This window comes from Pseudonocardia nigra, assembly GCF_019396355.1.
GTDB classification, from domain to species: Bacteria; Actinomycetota; Actinomycetes; order Mycobacteriales; family Pseudonocardiaceae; genus Pseudonocardia; species Pseudonocardia nigra.
This window is the reverse complement of record NZ_JAHKRK010000400.1, coordinates 1-2,443: the sequence shown is the minus strand read 5'-3', so window position 1 is coordinate 2,443 and position 2,443 is coordinate 1. Positions and strand designations below refer to the sequence as shown.

Genomic DNA, 2,443 nt, shown 5'->3' with positions numbered 1-2,443 from the left:
GTCCGCGCCGCCTACGACGCCGCCCGAGACCGCCAACGCGGACAGCAACGTGCCGAGGCTTGAACGGCGCGCCGCCGCCGTCCCCGGCGCCGCCAGGCTGGTCACCGACTACGAGGCCTGGTTGGCCGGCGACGGGCGCGGCTCACGCTGCTACCGCGACGCGGCCTGGGCATTCCTGGGCCGCTGGCCCGACCCCGCCAGCTTCGCCCCCGAACCCCTGGCCACGCAGCTGCAGCTGACCAGCGCCCAGCGCCCATTCCTGACCTATCTGATGCTGCACGGCCGGTGCCGCCCCGGTTACCCCTATCTGGCCCACCGCAAGATCGGCGGGCTGCTCGCCGCGGCCGCGCACAGCCCGCTCGCCTCCGGCGTCGCCCGGTTCACCGCCGCGGCCACCGAGCTGGACTACAGCGGCCACATCGTCCGCCGCGCCGCCGAGCGGGTCGTGGTGCGGCTGCTGATCCAGACCGGCCGGCCGCTGAGCGGGCTCGCCGCGGCGGACATCGAGGAGCTGGCGGCCGCGTTCCGGGCCTGCGCCGAGACGAAGGGCAACGCCAGTAGCTGGGCGAATGACCGCGGCCTGGTCTGCGCGGCCCACCGGGTGCTGTTCCACCTCGGTGTGCTGCCCGATCCACCGGCCGATCCCCGGCGCCGACCCGGGCCGGCCGGGCACTACAGCGGCGTCGCCGAGCCGCTGCGCGCACTGCTGCTGGCCTACTGCAACCAGGCCGCCGCAACCCGCGCCCCGGCCACGGTCAAGGCGATCGCCAGCCACCTGGCCGGCTTCGGCCGCTTCCTGTCGGCCTGCGATCCGCCAGCCACCGACCTGGCCGCCCTGGACCGTCGCGCGCACATCGAACCCTGGCTGGCCGCGCTGGCCGCCGCCCGGCACCCTGACGGGCGGGCCCACTCGATCGGGCACCGGCGCGGGCAGATCCTCACCGTCCGCCAGTTCCTCGCCGAGATCATCGAATGGGGCTGGCCCGCCGCCCCAACCCGCACGCTGATCTTCGCCCGAGACATCCCCGACGTCCCACACCCACTGCCGCGCTACCTGCCCCCCGACGCCGACCGCCGCCTGACCGCCGCCCTGGAAGAACTCTCAGCGGCCGGGCCCACCCCGCTCGCGCGGATGCACGCCGACGCGCTGCTGCTCACCCGGGCCACCGGGCTACGTCTCGGCGAGCTGCGCGACCTCGAGCTGGACTGCGTGCACGAGATCGACGGGCACGGTGCCTGGCTGAAGGTGCCGCTGGGCAAGCTCGGCACCGAACGCATGGTGCCCATCGACGAGCAGGCCCTCGTCGTGCTGGACCGGATCGTCGCCCGACGCACCCCCGGGCGCGCCCGATGCACCCCCGGGCGCGCGCTGCCGCACCCGCGCAGCAGCCGGCCCACCGAGTTCCTGCTCGTTCACCAAGGCCGCCGCGTCTCCGCCCAGGCGCTGCGCGAGGAACTCGCCCGCACCGCCGACACCATCGGGCTCCCCAAGATCACTCCGCATGCGCTGAGACACACCTACGCCACCGCCCTGGTCAACGCCGGAGTGTCGTTGCAGGCGCTGATGCAGCTGCTCGGGCACGTCTCCGCGGCGATGAGCCTGCGCTACGGCCGGCTGTTCGACACCACCGTGCGCGCCGAGTACGAACGCGCGCTCACCCAGGCCAAGGCCGCGCTCGCCGCCGCCCAGCCCACCAGCACGCCCGCCCCGCCGCTGCCCGGCCCCACGCTCGGCCCGGTGGTCGGCGCGCCGCTGCCCCTGACCGACATCACCGGCGGCGGCGACTGGCACAACACCCCGACGATAAAGTCCCGGCTGGCCGGCGGGTTCTGCCTGCGCGCTCCGGCTCAGGGATCCTGCGCCTATGCCAACATCTGCGAGCACTGCCCCAACTTCCGCACCGACGCCGGGTTCCTGGCCGTGCTCGGCGCCCAACGCGCCGACACCGCCGCCCTGGCGGCGGATGCCGAGCGCCGCGGATGGGCCGACGAGGCCGACCGGCACCGCCGCCTCGCCGACCGGCTCGACCAGCTGATCGCCCACGCCGAGACGCCGTGACCGACTCCCACCCCGCCGCCGACCCCAGCAACGACACCAACCGGGTCCGCGCCGCCTGCGACGCCCTCGCCGCCAACGGCGCCGACATCACCTTCACCGCCGTCGCCGCCGAAAGCGGGATCAGCCGCGCCACCTGCTACCGGCGCCGCGAACTCCGCGCGATCATCGACCGCTACCGCTCCCACCACGGCGAACTGCTCACCCTCACCAACCTGGCCGACCGCATCGACAACCTCACCCAAGCCCTCGACGCCGTCGCGGCGAAAGTCCGCCGCCAAGAAGAAGAAATCCGCGCGCTCAAACGCCGCGAAACAACGACGGCGCCTACCCGGCCAGCGCGAAAGCAGACCGCCGATTAGCCGGATAATCGAAGAACAGCAGGTC

Annotated in this window: 2 protein-coding genes; both read left to right on the top strand. The window is 74.1% G+C overall.

What is annotated here, in order from left to right:
* A partial coding sequence (locus tag KME75_RS40900) for a tyrosine-type recombinase/integrase (protein WP_219420363.1) occupies positions 1 to 2,059 on the top strand: 2,059 nt, incomplete at its 5' end.
* Positions 2,056 to 2,418 (top strand): hypothetical protein, encoded by a 363-nt coding sequence (locus KME75_RS40895; RefSeq protein ID WP_219420362.1) that lies wholly within the window; start codon positions 2,056 to 2,058, stop codon positions 2,416 to 2,418. The genes KME75_RS40900 and KME75_RS40895, both read left to right, overlap by 4 nt.
* Positions 2,419 to 2,443: the final 25 nt, after the last annotated feature.